Here is a 1,192-nt window from a genome sequence, read left to right as displayed (position 1 = left end):
ATTAGGCACGCCGCCAGCGTTCGTCCTGAGCCAGGATCAAACTCTCCAAAAAGTAGTTTGACTAGCTCTTGTTTAAAACTTTAGAATTAACGTTGGCACTTCGATTTGTTTAGTTTTCAAAGATCATAATTGGTGGAGCCTAGCGGGATCGAACCGCTGACCTCCTGCGTGCAAGGCAGGCGCTCTCCCAGCTGAGCTAAGGCCCCGTTTTGTATAGATGGTCGGGAAGACAGGATTCGAACCTGCGACCCCTTGGTCCCAAACCAAGTGCTCTACCAAGCTGAGCTACTTCCCGAGCCTTAATTGAGTATAATGAAATTATGGCGCGCCCGAGAGGACTCGAACCTCTAACCTTTTGATTCGTAGTCAAATGCTCTATCCAATTGAGCTACGGGCGCAATATGTGCTTCTCAAGTGCCGAGGACCGGGATCGAACCGGTACGGTAGTCACCTACCGCAGGATTTTAAGTCCTGTGCGTCTGCCAATTCCGCCACCCCGGCATAGTGGGATATTGGAGCGGAAGACGGGATTCGAACCCGCGACCCCCACCTTGGCAAGGTGGTGTTCTACCACTGAACTACTTCCGCGAAATATATAAAGATGCGGGTGAAGGGAGTCGAACCCCCACGCCATAAGGCGCTAGATCCTAAGTCTAGTGCGTCTGCCAATTCCGCCACACCCGCATATAAAAAATGGTGAGCCATGAAGGACTCGAACCTTCGACCCTCTGATTAAAAGTCAGATGCTCTACCGACTGAGCTAATGGCTCCTTGTTCTATCTACACCCTTGAGCATGTAAGACGCCCAAATCTCAGAAAGCTTATTCAAGCAGCAGCTCCATTTGGGCGCTGATGTTTCGCTTCGAAGATCAATCGATCGTGCTCTACCGACTGAGCTAATGGCTCTCTGTCATTTATACTCTTTAAGAGTATACAATAACCTAGGAATGGTGCCGGCAAGAGGACTTGAACCCCCAACCTACTGATTACAAGTCAGTTGCTCTACCAATTGAGCTACACCGGCGTAACCTATCTATTAATTTAGTTGCCAACTTATAGATATGTAATGGTGGAGGATGACGGGATCGAACCGCCGACCCTCTGCTTGTAAGGCAGATGCTCTCCCAGCTGAGCTAATCCTCCATATAGTTTCGGCTTGTGATGAGCGGCGCATTGCGTTGTCGCTTTCAGT

At 49.6% G+C, this 1,192-nt stretch carries 9 tRNA genes; all 9 read right to left on the bottom strand.

Going from position 1 to position 1,192, the window contains the following annotated elements:
• Positions 1 to 130 precede the first annotated feature (130 nt).
• A tRNA-Ala gene (locus ACQCVE_RS19560) sits at positions 131 to 206 on the bottom strand.
• Between the two features lie 12 nt (positions 207 to 218).
• Positions 219 to 295 (bottom strand) — tRNA-Pro (locus tag ACQCVE_RS19555).
• A gap of 26 nt (positions 296 to 321) precedes the next feature.
• A tRNA-Arg gene (locus tag ACQCVE_RS19550) sits at positions 322 to 398 on the bottom strand.
• Between the two features lie 17 nt (positions 399 to 415).
• Positions 416 to 501, bottom strand: a tRNA-Leu gene (locus tag ACQCVE_RS19545).
• Positions 502 to 513: 12 nt separating this feature from the next.
• A tRNA-Gly gene (locus ACQCVE_RS19540) sits at positions 514 to 588 on the bottom strand.
• Positions 589 to 602: 14 nt separating this feature from the next.
• Positions 603 to 684 (bottom strand) — tRNA-Leu (locus ACQCVE_RS19535).
• 10 nt (positions 685 to 694) lie between these two features.
• Positions 695 to 770: transfer RNA gene (locus ACQCVE_RS19530), tRNA-Lys, on the bottom strand.
• A 178-nt stretch (positions 771 to 948) separates the two neighbouring features.
• Positions 949 to 1,024, bottom strand: a tRNA-Thr gene (locus ACQCVE_RS19525).
• A gap of 43 nt (positions 1,025 to 1,067) precedes the next feature.
• Positions 1,068 to 1,143 (bottom strand) — tRNA-Val (locus tag ACQCVE_RS19520).
• Between the last annotated feature and the right edge of the window lie 49 nt (positions 1,144 to 1,192).

Origin of the sequence: Metabacillus sp. 113a (genome assembly GCF_050107635.1) — a bacterium.
GTDB lineage: Bacteria > Bacillota > Bacilli > Bacillales > Bacillaceae > Metabacillus_B.
This window is presented reverse-complemented; position numbering and strand designations above follow the sequence as displayed.